The sequence below is a fragment of the Pseudomonas sp. CFBP 13719 genome (genome assembly GCF_014842095.1).
Classification (GTDB): domain Bacteria; phylum Pseudomonadota; class Gammaproteobacteria; order Pseudomonadales; family Pseudomonadaceae; genus Aquipseudomonas.
Window position 1 is genome coordinate 183,871 of the sequence record NZ_JACYVB010000003.1, and the last position, 15,834, is coordinate 199,704.

17 protein-coding genes and 1 pseudogene are annotated in these 15,834 nt (G+C 52.4%); 8 read left to right on the forward strand and 10 right to left on the reverse strand.

Going from position 1 to position 15,834, the window contains the following annotated elements; all coding sequences use genetic code 11:
* The first annotated feature begins 49 nt into the window (after positions 1-49).
* On the forward strand, positions 50-622 hold the full coding sequence (locus IFT57_RS11160; RefSeq protein WP_192151416.1) for an SPOR domain-containing protein: 573 nt from the start codon (positions 50-52) through the stop codon (positions 620-622).
* A gap of 30 nt (positions 623-652) precedes the next feature.
* Here the strand turns inward: IFT57_RS11160 and IFT57_RS11165 are convergent.
* Both IFT57_RS11165 and IFT57_RS11170 read right to left on the reverse strand, forming a co-directional pair.
* Positions 653-976 (reverse strand): annotated as a pseudogene (locus tag IFT57_RS11165) (endonuclease); the annotation flags it as partial.
* A 436-nt stretch (positions 977-1,412) separates the two neighbouring features.
* Positions 1,413-1,874 carry a helix-turn-helix domain-containing protein gene (locus tag IFT57_RS11170; RefSeq protein ID WP_192151417.1) on the reverse strand — a complete coding sequence of 154 codons (462 nt, stop codon included), beginning with the start codon at positions 1,872-1,874 and terminating at the stop codon, positions 1,413-1,415.
* A 331-nt stretch (positions 1,875-2,205) separates the two neighbouring features.
* Here IFT57_RS11170 and IFT57_RS11175 point away from each other — a divergent pair, with 331 nt between their 5' ends.
* The 3 genes from IFT57_RS11175 (at position 2,206) to IFT57_RS11185 (ending at position 3,444) form a co-directional block, all read left to right on the forward strand.
* Positions 2,206-2,652: a hypothetical protein gene (locus tag IFT57_RS11175; RefSeq protein ID WP_192151418.1), complete on the forward strand. Its 447-nt coding sequence runs from the start codon at positions 2,206-2,208 to the stop codon at positions 2,650-2,652.
* An 86-nt stretch (positions 2,653-2,738) separates the two neighbouring features.
* On the forward strand, positions 2,739-3,134 hold the full coding sequence (locus IFT57_RS11180; protein ID WP_192151419.1) for a hypothetical protein: 396 nt from the start codon (positions 2,739-2,741) through the stop codon (positions 3,132-3,134).
* A 28-nt stretch (positions 3,135-3,162) separates the two neighbouring features.
* A complete protein-coding gene (locus IFT57_RS11185; RefSeq protein ID WP_192151420.1) occupies positions 3,163-3,444 on the forward strand; it encodes a hypothetical protein in 282 nt (93 codons plus the stop codon).
* Positions 3,445-3,700: 256 nt separating this feature from the next.
* Here IFT57_RS11185 and IFT57_RS11190 read toward each other — a convergent pair whose 3' ends face one another.
* Both IFT57_RS11190 and IFT57_RS11195 read right to left on the reverse strand, forming a co-directional pair.
* On the reverse strand, positions 3,701-3,964 hold the full coding sequence (locus IFT57_RS11190; RefSeq protein WP_192151421.1) for a hypothetical protein: 264 nt from the start codon (positions 3,962-3,964) through the stop codon (positions 3,701-3,703).
* Between the two features lie 340 nt (positions 3,965-4,304).
* Positions 4,305-4,637 carry a hypothetical protein gene (locus IFT57_RS11195; protein ID WP_192151422.1) on the reverse strand — a complete coding sequence of 111 codons (333 nt, stop codon included), beginning with the start codon at positions 4,635-4,637 and terminating at the stop codon, positions 4,305-4,307.
* A gap of 433 nt (positions 4,638-5,070) precedes the next feature.
* On the opposite strand from IFT57_RS11195, the gene IFT57_RS11200 reads away from it, so the two are divergent.
* The gene (locus IFT57_RS11200) at positions 5,071-5,811 is read left to right on the forward strand and encodes a GIY-YIG nuclease family protein (protein WP_192151423.1); all 741 of its coding nucleotides are present in this window, start codon (positions 5,071-5,073) and stop codon (positions 5,809-5,811) included.
* A 157-nt stretch (positions 5,812-5,968) separates the two neighbouring features.
* Here the strand turns inward: IFT57_RS11200 and IFT57_RS11205 are convergent, their stop codons facing one another.
* Both IFT57_RS11205 and IFT57_RS11210 read right to left on the reverse strand, forming a co-directional pair.
* Complete coding sequence (locus tag IFT57_RS11205) at positions 5,969-7,000, reverse strand: AAA family ATPase (protein WP_192151424.1); 1,032 nt, start codon at positions 6,998-7,000, stop codon at positions 5,969-5,971.
* Positions 6,985-8,550 carry an ATP-dependent nuclease gene (locus IFT57_RS11210; RefSeq protein WP_192151425.1) on the reverse strand — a complete coding sequence of 522 codons (1,566 nt, stop codon included), beginning with the start codon at positions 8,548-8,550 and terminating at the stop codon, positions 6,985-6,987. Before IFT57_RS11210 ends, IFT57_RS11205 begins: the two co-directional genes overlap by 16 nt.
* A 445-nt stretch (positions 8,551-8,995) precedes the next feature.
* Between IFT57_RS11210 and IFT57_RS11215 the strand changes: the two genes are divergently transcribed.
* Both IFT57_RS11215 and IFT57_RS11220 read left to right on the forward strand, forming a co-directional pair.
* Positions 8,996-11,206 (forward strand): hypothetical protein, encoded by a 2,211-nt coding sequence (locus IFT57_RS11215; protein ID WP_192151426.1) that lies wholly within the window; start codon positions 8,996-8,998, stop codon positions 11,204-11,206.
* Positions 11,207-11,537: 331 nt separating this feature from the next.
* Positions 11,538-11,714 carry a hypothetical protein gene (locus IFT57_RS11220; protein WP_192151427.1) on the forward strand — a complete coding sequence of 59 codons (177 nt, stop codon included), beginning with the start codon at positions 11,538-11,540 and terminating at the stop codon, positions 11,712-11,714.
* Between the two features lie 296 nt (positions 11,715-12,010).
* Here the strand turns inward: IFT57_RS11220 and IFT57_RS27250 are convergent, their stop codons facing one another.
* The gene (locus tag IFT57_RS27250) at positions 12,011-12,445 is read right to left on the reverse strand and encodes a MerR family transcriptional regulator (protein ID WP_080898798.1); all 435 of its coding nucleotides are present in this window, start codon (positions 12,443-12,445) and stop codon (positions 12,011-12,013) included.
* 91 nt (positions 12,446-12,536) lie between these two features.
* On the opposite strand from IFT57_RS27250, the gene IFT57_RS11230 reads away from it, so the two are divergent.
* Positions 12,537-13,499 carry an arsenic resistance protein gene (locus IFT57_RS11230; protein ID WP_192151428.1) on the forward strand — a complete coding sequence of 321 codons (963 nt, stop codon included), beginning with the start codon at positions 12,537-12,539 and terminating at the stop codon, positions 13,497-13,499.
* A 25-nt stretch (positions 13,500-13,524) separates the two neighbouring features.
* Here IFT57_RS11230 and tnpC read toward each other — a convergent pair whose 3' ends face one another.
* The 3 genes from tnpC to tnpA form a co-directional block, all read right to left on the reverse strand.
* The gene (tnpC, locus tag IFT57_RS11235) at positions 13,525-15,051 is read right to left on the reverse strand and encodes an IS66 family transposase (RefSeq protein WP_192151429.1); all 1,527 of its coding nucleotides are present in this window, start codon (positions 15,049-15,051) and stop codon (positions 13,525-13,527) included.
* A gap of 61 nt (positions 15,052-15,112) precedes the next feature.
* Positions 15,113-15,448: an IS66 family insertion sequence element accessory protein TnpB gene (gene tnpB / locus IFT57_RS11240; protein ID WP_122797586.1), complete on the reverse strand. Its 336-nt coding sequence runs from the start codon at positions 15,446-15,448 to the stop codon at positions 15,113-15,115.
* Positions 15,445-15,777, reverse strand: coding sequence for an IS66-like element accessory protein TnpA (gene tnpA, locus IFT57_RS11245; protein ID WP_054096639.1), 333 nt, complete (start codon positions 15,775-15,777; stop codon positions 15,445-15,447). Before tnpA ends, tnpB begins: the two co-directional genes overlap by 4 nt.
* Positions 15,778-15,834 lie beyond the last annotated feature (57 nt).

Consider the following 15,834-nt stretch of genomic DNA (forward strand, 5'->3'; position numbering starts at 1 on the left):
CAGCGTGGATAGTGATAAAATCGCCGCCTCGAATTCTGGAGGTAGCCGTGTGCGCAAGTTGATGATGGTGATGGCAATGCTGACGTTGGCCGGTTGCGGTACCGCGTTCGAAAAAGCCCATGAGGCGGTGTCGCAGTTGTTGGAGAACCCCAAGACGGCGCGCTTCACCAACGTTCGCACCACCGATCAGGGCAACTACTGTGGACAGGTAAAGGGTAAGAACGCCCAGGGCGTCTACGGACCTTATCGCAGCTACGCGGCCGTTCCCCATGGTGATCAGTTCGAAGTGGTCATCGACAACGACGGCAACGACCCTCGCGTGCGCGAAGTGTGCGGCAGCGCAGAGGAACTGCTGGCGCCGGTCGATGTGGCCGAACAGCCAGGGCAGCGCTGGGAAGTGCGCATCGTTTCGGGTCGCAACATGGGCTCGGTCACCGATATGGCGGCGCGGCTGGTGGAAAACGGCTTCGTTGCCAGCTTCATTCAGCGTGACGGCCAGACCCTCGTCTACCTAGGGCCGTTCGACAGCCGGGCCGAGGCCGACAAGGAGCGCGCTCGGCTGATGGGCTCGCGCGGCATCGAATCGGTGGTGATGCCGTTCAGCGAAGCTGACAAACCCTGAAGCGCGGTTGCAATTCAGGGCGTGCCGGGTTCAGCCGCAGGCCTTGAGGTCCACCGGTCCGACGAAGGCGTTGCCGTGGCCCATCACGCAGGCCACCTGCTGGTTGCGCTGGCGCTCCCAGACCTGCACCGGGTAGGTCTTGTCCCAGGCTTGGTACAGCTGGGTGTCCTGGCGCGAAAGGCGCAGCCCGTACTGTTTGCTCATGTACATGTAGGTGCGCGCGATCATCCCGCGGATCGAAGGCCGTGGCATGACCTTCTTGGCCTTGAAGTCGACCTGGGTCAGGCATGAGCCGTACTGCCCGCGTTGTTCGGGCAGCCAGCCGAAACTGAAGTTGCTGCGGTCGCCATTGATACTGTTATCTGCCCATTCGTTTTGTTGACAAGCATCGGATAGATGATATTTCACCATACTGAACAATAGGTTATGAATTTCCCGAAGATTGAGTTTCTTGATGCAGTGCTGTCAACATTGACACATTCTTTTTGAGTCACTTCAGATTTCTGTGGCGCTGGATCTTTTGTCGGGGGGGACTTGTCTCGCCGCGCTGGAGTGTCGAAGGCGGGGGTTATATGTCGCTTGATCCGCTCAAAGCGCTAAGCGTTTTGTCCTGTCGGACAGGAACTGACAATGCTTCGTGTTTAAAGCATCTACGAGCGAGACAGCGCCTATCTTGATCCCTGAGGAAATCGGCGCTAGCTATGGAGTAGTAATGGCTCCACTAGGCATCAAAGTGTCGAGGAGCTTAAAAAATGAGCAGCCCAGATCCCGCTGGCCCACGGGCCTAATGTCAATCTGAAAGCGTACGGCGCCACAGTCGTCGCACCGTCGACTCAGGAATGTCAAGCCGCCTGGAGGCCTCTGCTTGGGTAGCACCCTCGGATTTCAGTTCTTGGACGGCCATCCACCTCTTTTTGGCTTGGGATACATTGAGCGGCATTGTGTCCTGTGGCTCCGTTGGCAGCGTAATATCGGCCAAGCCCATCGCCTCTATCTCGTTCAGTGACGCGAGCAATATTTCCCTAGTAGAACGCTGATCATAAGAAGCCATAGTCATCGCTAGAAGCGTGGTGGGGCTGACCTGAAGACCAGTTGCCAGTGCATAGCTTGTATCTACCGAAACAGAGCTCTTGGCTAGCTCAATCTTGCTGACAGTTGTCTGATCCACATGCTCGGACATAGCGGCTTGGGATAGCCCTTTCCGCACGCGCAGCAGTTGGAGCACTGCCGCGAAGGAATAGCGCAGCGACATAAGTGTTTCCCAAAAACTAAACCGTATGCCGCGTTTGCGTGACGCCAAGCAAACGTCTATAGTCGTATATGTGGCGGATCTCCAGATAGACCTAATGTTTTATGGATATTGCTTAGCTGAAGCGAGGGTGATGGATGGTTCATCGGAAAGCGATCAGCGACGGCTTCCTCGTCCGGTTAAATGTGACTGCGGGGACGTCCAGGCATCCAAGATACAGTTAGAACTCGCCGGCCTGAGATGCCCTATTTGAGCTCACGATTGAGCCATACTCCTCAGGTAAGACCGCTGGGAGCGATCGGGGCAACAGTGACAGATAAATGAGGGTAAATAGATGTTCCGCACATTAGACGAGCACCAAGCCGGCATCCCCGGAATGCTCGGAGAAGGCCTCTCCCACTGGCACGAAGTTTCCCGGGTGCTAAAAACACATTGGTACCACGTTACGTTGAGGGGGCAGCACGATGGACGCTCGATCGAACTCTCATTGATGGTAGATAGCGAACCTTGGCTCCAAAAGCTACTTGTTTCTCAAGATGAAGACGCCGGGATCATCGACATTCAGGTGATGACGCCGTCTTGGATGAATGGCGGGAAGAGATGGCAGATGGAGCCTTTAGCCAAGGTCACTCACGGCGAGGACAAAGCGGGTTGCAGCGTTTTTCTGATCGAAGTCGAAAGCGGTGCGACCTACCATACTTCACACAACCCGGGCTTTAGTAGCAATTTGCTAACAAACCTTCGACCAATTTTCCGCTCGAGCATGATCAAAGCTGCCTAGGGAATACCAAAAAATGCGCATGAAATCAGCAGACATGGTTGCGTGGCAGATTCCTGGTAAAAGCCTTTACGACGGACGCAGAACCCATGAAGACTCAGACGAACAACAATATTGACCTCATGTTTTACAGTAAGCGCCACACCTGCTTCGACCTCAGACGCCTAGTCAAGGCGAAGGAACAGGCATTCTCTGCTCCCGTCACGGCCTACCTCTGCGGGGTGTTCATTACCTCGCGTACTGGCGTTGGCATTGTTTTCGATCACGTACGTCGAAAAGCGAACGGCTTATTCGAAGATGGCCACTTGATCCGGACATCCGACGTAGTGTCAGTGGAGAAAGAAGGGCGATTCTGGGTTATGACTACCGACAACTCTCGCTATGTGATTGCTACATTTCAGCGCGAAAATGGCCGGGGGAGCCTGCGTGAATTTCGGCGCTTGTCGAATGGGCAGCACCATGTTTCTCCGCACAAGCTCCATTGATACCCTTTTAGCCGCTTGAGGTAAGGACATGCTCATCAAAAAAGGGGAGGTTCTGACGATTGCCTCAGGTATTTACGAAGGGTATGACCGATCAGGCCCGTTCGTTGCTACTCAAGATTTTGATTTAGCGACATTTGTGGCATCGGCAAAAGCTACCATTGAAGAGCCTTGGGAGGTGGCTGGTCTGATGTATGAGATTCCAAGGATGCTCTATGCGCAAGGCCTGCTGGCCAAGCAACCGTGCCGCAGAATCTATTTTGAGGGAATGATGGATTTTGAGCTCGGTGAAGAAAAGGACGATTTTCCATGATACCAGGCGATGTTCAACTTAATATGTTGGGATCATTTAGTTGCGAAGACCTTGTCCGGCTTGGTCTCGTTAAGCCAAAAGCTCAAGAGTCGCTCTTGAGCGCCTTAGATCTGGTCAAGAATTTCGAGTACGACATTCATGCACCGTTGCTACAAGAGAACGAGTGATGAAGTGGGGCAAATTCCATGGCCCCAGTCATCTACCGGGTTACATCCCTGCCGCGCTTTAGGCGGGAGGTGGATACCCTTTCATGCCATTAGGCGGCCCAAGGTACTTGGATGGGTTCAACCATCAAAACCTTGATTTTCTGCTTCGGACACGTGATTTCATCATCGCTTTCTACGTAGTTTCGGCCGCCTTCATAGGCTGCTTCGATATCTCTAATGGAGCTGCATCCCAAGTATGCGTAGGCTCGAGTGTCGATGATTTCGTGCTTGATCGTACTCAACGTAGAACCGTCGCCCAGAGCAATTGATTTCACGGTGATATCAACACTGACGTAACTTACAAGAAATTTCATAACTGCCCCAAAGCACAATGTTTTTCTAGTTCGATAATCGTGGGCGTCGTGCACGCCGTGATTCTTGACGAATTTCGGAAAGAGTTCAAGAGGCCAGTAATAATAATCCTTGAGTCATTCCTCACCAGTGAGACTTCTTAAATCTCACTGGTGAGGAATGATCGCAAAGTGAAAAGCTGAATTCTAGTCAGCCCGCTTTGGTTTATCCAACCCTGATCGCTGAGGCACTCAATTCAAAAGTTGTAAGTTTCGCAGGGTAGGATGCGTTGAGGAGGGAAGCTTTACTGCTCTTGCGGCGGCGACTCAGCTTGAGATGAGCTGGATGAATTATCCAAGTGGGCTACATCGATTTAACTGAGATAACTTCTACGTACCTGTATTTCTTCCTCGCCGCCTTCGTTGCCTCTTGCTCTGCCAGCAAGGTGCTCAAGGTGTCAGCCTCATGAGTCATCTCAAACGTCTCGCCTTCATACTCATTTCCGACCCGGAGCGTGACCTTCAGTCTCGGAGTGAACGCTTTCGCGGCTTTCTTCTTCACCAGGGGTTTGCTAACCGGCAGAATCACCGCTTCTGGAACGTGCCCCTGATTGACGGGTGCGTTGATTGGCTCGGGCTCATCTACATCGCCGAAAAGGGCACGGCGCATCTCTTCTTCTGTCAATTTTGGGTTCATGGACGGTCTCAAAAATTTGCGTTTGCTGCACATTCCATTCTAGCAGCACCGCTGGTGGCTATTAAGAACTGGTCATCTGGTCGAAGCGCCCATAAACGCTGAGAACCTACATAGTAGGGCATGCTGCTCTGCGGTCAGCTGTCATTTCCCAGCTCAATTTGCGTCTCGAACCTCCGGGCCTCCATGATCACGCTTCTGATGATTCTGGGCCGCGCCCTCGGTTTTACGAATGCCTCACATAGGGGCTGGCCAACAGCCTAGAACAGAATCAGGTTTGAACAACGGCGGGCACTCGAAAAAAATCTGGGGTTTGCTAGGGGGTTGAGTTCTGCATACTCCCGACTGCTATTGACGCCAACGGGTAAGCTAATGCAGATTTGCTTAGCCCTAATGATTATTGAGCGTGCGCTGAGCTACGTTTGGAGAGTGCAGGATGCTGACCCCGGCGAAATATTGGAGAGTTGCTTGTCATCTCGACACAGAGACTCTGCAACCCGCATCATCGTTTTCTTTGCCGAATGAGCTAGCTAGCCAAAAATCCCCTCCCGCAGTCGGTCATGGCATCACCATCGCTGCCTACGACGCCACGACGCAAACGGGAGTTCTCCGATGGATAGGTGTCATCACTGGAGTATCAGGCTCAATCCGCGAAGTCGACTGGAAACCAACATCTGCAGAAATCTGGGTTGATACTGGTGCAGGTCGAGGGCGATGGAGCAGTGGAGCATTTGGCTTCGCGCCGTCAAAAATTGCTGACTATGGTCTACATGAACTATGGAGCGGCAGCTTTCCGGAAATGGAGCTTCGTACTACAGCCACTATGTCCGAAAGGCCAAAAAAAGCGTTGAAGCCCCGAACCAGTTCTGTCGACTCCGGCAGGCTGAATCCCATTGAAGTAATCGGCGACCCGATGACTGGGGCGAAGTCGGGTGTTGTCTACCTATTAAAATCGGCTTACGGATACAAGGTAGGCAGAACGCGTAATATTCCCAACCGAATGCGGGCTTTCGGCGCGAAACTGCCGTTCATTTATACGATTCCGTTATGCGCCTGGTTTGACGATTGTCACATCGCAGAAGCCCGTTACCACGCGCGCTTTGCCAGCAAGCGAATCAACGGAGAATGGTTTGATTTAGACGATGGGGACATTGAGTCAATTAGGAGGCGAGCATGAACCTCAGAGTAATATACTTACTCAGACCTCAGTTTCTGCTCTCGCTTATTGACTGTTAAGAGGTAGCAGCATCTGCCCCCAGTAGCATTCCCCATCAGGGGAGCATCGCATTGGATAGGAGGAGGTCGAAGACTCAGGAATTGGGACGTCGAGTCCCTCAAGATTTCTTGTGAACTGCGAAGAGATGCTCGGGAGCGAAATAAATTTTGCCGCGCGCACGGGTGCAAGCCACATACAGCTTGTTTTTGGTTCTAGGCTTCATTTTATACAGCTGCCCATTTTCGTACTGCTGCCATTGAGTTTTGCTCAAGATAATGCATACGTCCTCGTAGTGGTCTAGACCCTTGCATGCCCCCCAGTTATTTGAATGGCATTCGTAGCGGTGATGCGTATCGTAGAACAGTTTTACAGTGTTATTGTCGCTGCGGACAAAGTCAGCGAAAGTCTGATCATGGATCTTGATTATTCCGGTGTGGCGTTCATTAGTAGGGTATATTTCGATCTTGAGGTTTTCCCTGATGAAGTCGCAAACTGTCGTCCCGCATCTCCAGCTAGCCTTAAGTGTTTCCTTGTTGACCTTGTATCCCGCTGTCGCAAATCGCTTTTCATATTTGACTATGTCGTTATGAAGGCTGCAGTTAATTCTCCCATCTCGGCTGGTATCGAAGGTATGTTGATAAAAGTCACCGACGAAAAGCATTTCTATTTTGGCGGGTGATAGAGCCATTAAAAAATTAAAGTCATTCGCGGCGAAGTCTTGAACCTCATCAATGAAGATTTGATCATAGAATCGTTCCAAACGGTTTATGACGTCAGCGTATGATTTGGTTTGATCGAGAAATTTTGCAAGCCTGTTATAGTAGAGCCGTCCAGTGGAGTGACGGTAGTGAGACATTTTATCTTTGGCCCGCGTTACCGATTCGGCAGGCAGCTTAAGGTATAGACCTTTGGTTCTCATTTTCTGCTGGAGCAGGGGGCGGTAACAGAAACCATGCAGAAATGAGAAATAGGTCATAACGCTGATGTGGCTCGGCATGTACCCAAATTTTTCCATCACCTTGTTCCGGAGATGCTTGTAGTTGTTTTCAGTGTAGGTAATGAGAATGGCACGTTTGCCGGCGTTCAGCCTGTTGACAATCTCGCTAGTTTTCCCAGATCCAGCGACTGCAAAAATCACTTTCTTATCCATGATACAGCCTCCTTGATATAGTCAGGAGCAGTTAGGCTTTGATGATTGTCTTCAAGCAACGCGAAGGCCGCCTCTGCTTTATTCTTCAACATGTAGTCCTGAACGCTAAGCGTCTTTCGATCCTTGCCAAAAAGTTTGTCGCAGATTTCCTTGTTGTCTAGATACAGGCCGACTTCGAATGTATAGCGCTGGCTATCCTTGTCAGAGAAAATTTTGGCGCTTTCGGAGGTGTGGCCTTCGTAATTTTCTACGCAATTCTGTTCATAGTTTTTGTCGTTGTCCCGGATTGCTGCGACTTTTATGTTCAAAAGATTCGCTAGTTCAAGATAGCGCTTGAAGCTAGTGCCGCCAATAGAAACTATGTGAACTTGGTCGCCTTGGGGTGTTCCCCCTCCAGAGATGCGATTGTAGAATTGTTCCATCAGAATAAACTCAGCGTCACCCTCGACCAAAATTACCTTCTTAGACAGCGCAAACTCCAGCACATTATTATCGGGAGCTTTCATAAAGAATCCTGCGGTCTTAGGAGAAAGCTTTTTCAGTCGACCCGTATTTTGAAGAGTTCCCAGCAGAAGTGCGTTACGCAGGTCGAGCCTAGAGCAGATGTGGCTGCTATGGGTGGCAATAAAAAGCTGTGTTGATCCGGTGTGAGCGAGCTGTTCCACCAACCTTTTCATATTGGTGTGGCTGAGGTGATTCTCTGGCTCCTCAAGCAGTAGTACATCAAGGCCTCCTTGCACGTCGCGTCGACCCAAAGCGAACTCGGTTTTGATAAAGCACTGAGCGCCTTTGCCTCGATTCTCAATCGATATCCCGTCCTGAGTAATGACCAAGTCTGTTTCTAAACTCGCCCGAGTGCTACTGCGGATGCCGAACTCATAGGGAGGAAGCTTCTTGTTGACCTCACTTAGCTGTTTGTCCCGGAAGCCTTCCTTGCCCCTTCTGTAAAGGTTCTCGAGTCGGTGTCTGTCGGCAATTTCTGTATGAAGGCCGAAGACCGCTCGTGTGTACTCTTTGGCGGCATATTCACTATCGATCCGGGAACTGTCCAGGTGAAGATGCTTGAGCGGACGCCGGTAGCTGTTGAACGGCTCTCCAGAAAAGGTATGGAATGTGACGGAGTAGTATTCAAAAGGAAAGTTTTGAGGGTCGTGCTCTAACATCTGTTCGATCGCGAGATGGTAGTCATCTGATACGGCGATTTTCATCCGTATGCCATCGTAATCGTCACCTATCTGGTTTTGTCGTCCATTGAAGTAAGGTTGATAACCCTCTTGCAGGAAAACGTCAACCATCACGACCGGTAAGTCTGAGAATTTTTTCTCGCTATCTAGGTAGGCTAGGACTGCTTGACGGTTAATGATCGCTTCTAGCCCAAGAGTTTCGACGCGGCTGCGGCTAGCGCTGTTCACTAGATCAATCGCGAGCAGCACGGTGCTTTTACCCGTTTCGTTATCCCCGATAAGCACATTCGTGCCAGGGTCAAAATCCATCTCGAGAGCAGGAAACTGCTTGAAGTTTTGGAGCATCAGTTTGGTGATAGCCGGCATCTCTAATCCTTAGTCATGACTTCCATGGCCTGGACACTTAAGCGCCCAGGTCAACGCGTGCTCCTTTGATGTCCTCGAATTGGCATCGCTCGACGAGGCGGGATCTGAAGCTGATAGCCTATTGATACCTAATTTCTCGGCTGTGATCGAGTGTGGAAAGCAAAGGACGTTGAAAATTGCTAGCGCCGCCACTGTGGAGGCGGGGAGCCGCTGGGCGAACCGGTTGAGCGCTTCGCCTCCAGACGTCCGGCGTTTGATCAGCGCCTGGTCTGCGTCAGTTGGTAGCCACTGCCCTTTTGCACTATTGCGATGCGGCGCTAGGCGTATGTGCAAGCCTAGAGGCACCTCGACGGTCGATTGGTTTCCCTAGACAGGGTCAGCTATCCTGATCCAGCGTTCTTTACCGTCTTCAGGTCGTTGGCCGCTATCAACCCAAGGAAGAATTATGTCAAAGGCAAAGCTCCCTCCAGAGTCCGAAGTAGTGTCTTGGCTAAAACAGATCATCGAGAATGAGGAACTGCTCGAGTTGATCCAAGGGCGAGAAGCGATCACTTCCTTGACGGATGCTGTTGTTCAGGAGCATTTCCTTCCCTCCTTTGGCATCGATTACATCTCTCGACGAGCCTCAGCTGAGGCGGCAAACTTTGTGCTGGGTCGCTTGAGTTTGCTAGAAATCATATCGATCAACACCAGCATTTCATTGACCACCGGAGAGGTGCTACGCCCGGACATTCTTTGTTTCAATCCTGAAACCAAAACGCTGGTGGTATTTGAGGTCAAGCGAGCGAGCGAAACTGAGCGCCAAACTGTCACTGAGCTAGCCGGGTACGAGCAGGAGCTTCGAAACATGCTTCCCTTCCTAGGCGGTTTCGACGTGTGCTTTGTAGTCGTAGCTGCTGACTGGTCAACACTTCTTGTCCATGCCGTCGGGAGTATGAACGCCTGGTCTGGTAAACAATGCTTGGCACTCAAGCTGATTAATGATGACTCTCGATTTGGCCTAGTGGCTCATCTTCCTGAGGCCTGGCACCTCACCGGTAGTACAAATCTCCCGGTAGAGGCACTTCCTTCAATTGATCTTTATCTGACTTACAAAGGTATCGACGAGGGTATTGACCAAGGGGAGGTCGATTCCGTCAGGGCAGATGACGCGGACGGAGTATGGCCTCCGAGGGTTGTTCTTACCGCCATGGATGTGATTTCACGGGCTGGGGATAGGGCTGGATCGCATGGTTTTATGATGCTTTGGCGTGACGTGAATAGCTTTGGACGTGGTCGGTGGTGCATTACCCTTGCGGCCATTGATCCTTACACAATGCACGCTTGGTGCCGAGACAATGGTCTGCCACAGAGAGGATCGGAAGCCGCAGCTTTTCTTCACGAGCGCAGAGGTGACCTCTTAGGGCAGACGCCCACAACTGTCTATGACATTGCTAAAGCTGCATTTCCGATACTCCAGGAACATTTTGATCCTGAGTTTGGTGGGGATTTCCATTGGCACCTGAAGACACGCCAGTACCGCCACAGAGCAGTACCAACAAGGTTTGATTTCTGGGGTAGCCTCGGCCAGCACGCCCGCGAATTCGTGTGCAATCCTGCTGTACGGAACAATTACATGCCCTTTGTAGGATTCAGCCAGTTGGATTGGACGGATCCCGCAGTTGCGATGCCGCTAGTGACGAACCTGTCACAGGGAAATCCGTTTCCAAGAGGGGTTATCAAGTGCAGCGACGCGTTTTTAGTCGGACGCGTGCTTGGGGATCTCTTAGGGGCAGCCTTCAACACTGCTCCTGACAAGGAGCTAGCGGCGAAGTTTGAGCCCCTGGTGGAGTGGGCTCAACTGGAGGCGCTGCGCTTCGCGATAGAGATGAAACAAATGTACGACATCACGGACGAAATAATTACGCCGATGCCCATGCTTTCTAGAGATCCAGCTAAGCGCATGCAGGCGACGGTGGAGCTAGCCCAATGGGTTAGCACGGATCTCATCAGTAAGCGGCATCCGTTCCATCAAGCATGCTTTGATCTAGGTTACCGACACGCTTGGCTATTCAACCTGCTGGCTGCGCAGCGCGCTGATCAGGCTGACCCGAGCGAGCATGAGGCAGCAGCATCAATCACCCGCAATATTGCCAAGGGGCTACTTTCTCGTGCGGAGGGTAGCCAAGGGCAAATGTTCCAATCCTCCGGTTTCGTAGATTTTATGGCTTTCCTTGAACCGCATTCTGCCAATGGGCTCGATCTGAGCGATGCGCAAAAAATGAATGAGGTGATTGAAGCTATCCCCACCTATGCGCTGCTGGCGGGGTTCCCAAAAGCTATCGTGGTTGGCGCAGATTCTATAATCCCCGTAGTCCTCCACAGGACTCGTGCGCCTTTCCCCGCCCGAGTTGATTGGGAATGGCTGAAGAGCGGCATCCTGGCATTGTTTGAAAGTGGAGATCATTGCCCTGCTATCGTTTTTAGCCAGGATGGAACGGTAGGCAGTTGTCGCTTGGTAGAGCCTTTCAGGCTCCTTTCCCCCATCAGTGATCCCAACGTGGAGGTATATGTCCTTGATGAGTCGTCTGCAGTGAATATTGCGATCAAAATGACTTGGAGCGAGGTGAAGGATTTCTATGCCAAGCGAACTCAGGAGTATGAGGCTCTAGAGTGATTGGGACTGTTCCAAGGTATGCCGCTGTTCGCAGTATGCTGAGGGTTGCTTGAAATCACACGAGAGTCTCAATGATCGTTTCCTTCTAGGATCTGCTCTAGTTTATCGAGCTGACACAGTTGAAGCATTTTGTAACATTGAGAAATACCCGGTATAAATCAGCTCTCCCTTGTCACATTTTTGCGCTCCTCTCCCAGAATGTGACGCCCATTCATGCCATCGCGTCATATACCCATTCGCCATCATCCCTATAATAAACTTATGAATTGCGCTTGATAATGATTCTTCCTGCGGCGAAGGCCGACAGATCGAATGATTGAAGGAAGCGTTCATGACTCTCAAACTCAAAGCGTCTCTTATTCTGGCAACCTCGGGAATTTTCACCTCCCTTTCGACGGGCGCGAATGCGGCCTCGCAGGCCCAAGCAGCAGATGCGTTTGACCTAATTCCTGAACGCCCCTCCAGTGTCTACGTGGATACGACTGCAACGAGCTGGTTACAGGTGTGACTGTGATCGCTTTGGCCGTGATTGGGCGCTTATCAGCATCGTCAGGACTTGATCAAACACGCCTCTGTCACAGTCTCGATGGACGAGCTGATGGCACTGAGCTATGTTCGCTTGCAAGATAAGCGCGAGACCGCGCAATGCCTCGAGAAAGGAATCTATGCGATGATTTGTAAGCGTCTGCCGAACACATCTTGTACCAGCCCGTTTGGTGTAGACAGACGCTCGAAACACCCTGTCGAGGCTATCGCGCTATTCGGTTTCGATGGCAGCTTGCTCCCCCTATGCTCTTGACTCGTCTAGGAGCAGCAACCAGAGCGAACCCCAGCAGCGGGTTCAAAAAGTGACTCAACAATCGTGCAGTCTGGAGTGTTTGAACCTAGGCATGTTGACTCACACATACTTGCCATTGAGAGCAGCTCTACCCGGATTTGCTGAAGCTTTGCTACCTTCGACTCTACTTCCGCTAGGTGCTTTTTGACCACAGAAAGCGCGTCAGCGCACGGACGATCAGCATCTGCTGCGAGCGCGATGAGTTCTCGGATATCTTCGAGCGGGAAACCCAATTCACGATTCTGCCGGATGAAGACGAGTCTTGATCGATGCTTTTCAGTATAGATTCGATGCCGCCCAGCCGACCGCAGGGCGGGAGGTAGAAGGCCTATTTTCTCGTAGTAGCGAATCGTTTCAATGTGGCAACCCGTTGATTTCGACAGCGCCCCGATTCCTGACATGCAAATTCTCCAAGCATTTTCTTGAACCTGTAGTAGCTACAGATATTAACCTGTCTTCAGAAAATAACTTCACGCGCTTGAAGGGCATTTTGTGGACAGAGAACAGCTAGAGACGAACCAGATTCCCATTTACTTCATCGCGGTCATTGTCGCGGCCCTCGGAGGCCTGCTCGCCCCCAATGCGTCTGAAGCATTAGGGTTGACGGTGACACCCACCATCGCAGTGCTGATGTACGCCATGTTTCTACAGATCCCGTTCTTGGATCTCCGTAATGGCCTCGCAAATAAGCGTTTCATGGCGGCGCTGCTCACAGCCAACTTCGTGGCAATCCCCTTGCTGGTTTGGGCATTGACGATGGGGATAACCAATCACCCGGCGATTTTGGTGGGTGCCCTGTTGGTCTTGCTGACGCCTTGTATCGACTATGTGGTGGTTTTTACCCACATCGGTAAAGGCGACTCCAAACTCACTCTGGCGGCCACCCCATTGCTTCTTTTGATGCAGCTTGTGCTGCTGCCGGTGTACCTGACCTTCATGCTGGGTAACGACTCAGCAGTGGTCATTTCTATAGGCCCATTTGTTGAGGCCTTTGTGATGCTGATCGCTTTGCCTTTGATCTTAGCGGTAGCAACAGCTGCCGGGGCAAAGAGATCACGCATCGTTGAAAGCTGGAACAACGCATGGGCCTGGATGCCTGTACCGGCTATGGCGGCTGTATTGGTCGTAGTGATCGGCTCTCAGATTTCAACGGTGGTCAGAGACATGGACAAGCTGCTGCCTGTTATTCCCGCCTACATTGGTTTCATGCTCTTGGCACCAGTGGTAGGTGCGCTGGTGGCTCGGGCGTTTAAGTTACCGGCCAGCACGGCAAGATCAGTCGCTTTCAGCAGCTCGACACGAAACTCATTAGTGGTTCTGCCATTGGCATTGGCCTTGCCCGAGGAAATCAGAGGGCTCGCTGCGGCAGCAGTCATTACTCAAACGCTGATTGAGTTGGTCAGCGAACTAATTTACATCCGAGCAATTCCTGCTTTGGTGTGGCGCAAAATGTAGATGCCAGGGCAGACACCCTGCGCGATTAAACAGGCGCCCACATGTGCGGCAGCAGCTTGTTAATCTCACTCGCGCGCTGCGTCGGCAGGCGCATGAGAACATCCTTTAGATAGGCGTACGGATCATGGCCATTCAGCCGCGCTGACTGGATCAGGCTCATGATCGCCGCAGCCCGTTTTCCGCTGCGCAGCGACCCGGCGAAGAGCCAGTTCTTGCGCCCAAGAGCCCATGGCCGGATCTGGTTCTCCGCCCAATTATTATCAATGGGAACCGCCCCGTCATTGAGGTAGCGCGACAGCGCTGCCCAGCGTTTAAAGCTGTAATCGAGTGCTCTGCTGATGGCCGAACCTTCGGGCACAAGATCACGCTGCGCGATCATCCAGGCATGCAGCCTGTCCATCACCGGTACGGCTTTTTCTTGCCGTATTCGGCGCCGTAAATCCGGCTCCAGGTCTCTGACTTCTCTTTCGATTTCGTACAACAACTGGATATAGCGCAGGGCTTGCTCGGCGAGCGTGCTTTTATTCGTAGCGTGCAGTTCGAAGAACTTGCGCCGTGTATGGGCCATGCAGCCGATCTCTGTCACGCCGAGTTCAAAGCTGGCCTTGTAGCCGCCAAAATCGTCGCAGACCAACTTGCCCTTCCAGTCCTGAAGGAAGTTGCGAGCATGCTCTCCGGCGCGACTGGAGCTGAAGTCATAAACCACCGCTGCCACATCCGAGAACTGGCTGGTAGCGTAGGCCCACACATAGGAGCGATGGGTTTTCTTTGTTCCCGGCATGAGCATCTGCACCGGTGTTTCATCTGCGTGGATGACTTGTTGCCCAAGCACTACTTCGCGCAGCGCATCGACCAGCGGCTGCAACTGAACTCCGGTCACGCCAACCCACTGAGCCAAGGTTGAACGTGGAATCGCCAGGCCCGCTCGACCGAAGATCGATTCCTGACGGTAAAGCGGCAGATGGTCAGCAAACTTGGCGATCATGACCTGTGCGAGCAGGCCCGAAGTCGGGATGCCCTTATCAATGACCTGCGCCGGAACCGGTGCCTGGATCAGCGTTTCGCAGTTATCGCAGACCCACTTGCCACGGACATGGCGCTCGACGGTGAACACGCCGGGCGTGTAGTCCAGCTTCTCGCTAACGTCCTCACCGATGCGCTTGAGGGCGCAGCCGCATGGGCAGTGAGTGTTGTCCGGTTCGTGATGGATCAACGTTCGCGGAAATTCTGCCGGCAATGCCGTGCGCTTGGGCTTTTGCTTTTCCTCGGTCGTCGTTGGTGCTATTTGCAACGCCTGAAGCTCGGCCTCAATCGCCGCGATATCAGTATCGATCAGGTCATCTAGCAGGCTGGCCTGTTCAGGATTCATCTGCTCGCTGCGCTTGGCAAACTTCAAACGCTTGAGCTGGGCGATCTCATGGGTCAGTTTCTCAATGACTGTTTGATCACGGTTGATTTTCTTGCCCATAGTGTCGACTTGCGAGAGCAACTGCGCTGCGAGGACGCGCAGTTGAGTGGGAGATAGTTGGTCGAGATTGGGCGAAGAAGTCATACGCCGGACTTTGCCAGAGCAGGCTTTTCGCGACGATAGACCGATAGGCTAATGGCAGCCGTTAAAGCAGTATGATCAAGCCTCCAGAACCTGCGCGTTGCCATGGCAGCCCCAGCACCAATGCTTGAAGTTGCTCGGCATCCAGTTCCATCTCAGAACCATGGCGAATGCCAGGCCAGTGGAACTTGCCTTGGTTTAACCGGCGCGCCGCCAGCCATATTCCGAAGCCGTCATGCACCAGCACTTTCATGCGATTGGCGCGGCTGTTGGCGAACAGATAAGCGCAGTGCGGCTGCGCCGCACCGAACACCGCGATCACCTTGGCTAGCGCCGTTTCGGTGCCTGCGCGCATGTCCATCGGTTCGGTGGCGAGCCAGATAGAGTCGATGCGAATCATCGCAGAATATCTCGAAGAAAAGTCGCGCAGGCGGCAGCACTTTCAGTGGGCCAGTTCACTTTGATGATGCCGCGTGGGTGCTGTATTTCAACGCAGATATTCGATGATGCTGGATGGGAGTTCGCCCCGGCCAGCGGCATGGCTAACGGAATAAATGCAGGTGGCGGCGCCGGGATTTTCTGCGCTTGCAGCCGAATCCATTTGTGGACGAGGTTTGCGTTGAGGCTATGACCGAGCGCGACGCTGGCAATCGAAGCGCCCGGTTGGGCGCACTCTTGAATGATCTGGGCTTTAAAGGATTTGGAATAGGAACGGCGTGTTGGCTGCATGAAATACCCGCTTGAAAGGCTAGAACTGGTGTCCACTTAATTTAAGTGCACACCATG